The organism is Candidatus Clostridium stratigraminis, from assembly GCF_045310675.1.
GTDB lineage: Bacteria > Bacillota > Clostridia > Clostridiales > Clostridiaceae > Clostridium_AT > Clostridium_AT stratigraminis.
This window is the reverse complement of record NZ_JBJHZZ010000057.1, coordinates 1-247: the sequence shown is the minus strand read 5'-3', so window position 1 is coordinate 247 and position 247 is coordinate 1. Positions and strand designations below refer to the sequence as shown.

Below are 247 nucleotides of genomic sequence, written 5' to 3'. Positions count from 1 at the left end.
AATCGATTTCCTAAGTAGCGGCGAGCGAACGGGAAAGAGCCCAAACCAGCTCCTAACGGAGTTGGGGTTGCGGACAGAACATAAAATTGTGATTTCGTTAACTGAAGAAAGCTGGAAAGCTTCGCTATAAAGTGTAATAGCCACGTAAGTGAAAATGAATAACAAGAGTTCTGATCCAGAGTACCACGAGACACGTGAAACCTTGTGGGAAGCAGGGAGGACCACCTCCCAAGGCTAAATACTACCT

General features: G+C 46.2%; 1 rRNA gene. It reads left to right on the top strand.

Annotated features, from left to right (window positions below):
• Positions 1 to 247: ribosomal RNA gene (locus tag ACJDUG_RS17835) — 23S ribosomal RNA — on the top strand; the annotation flags it as partial.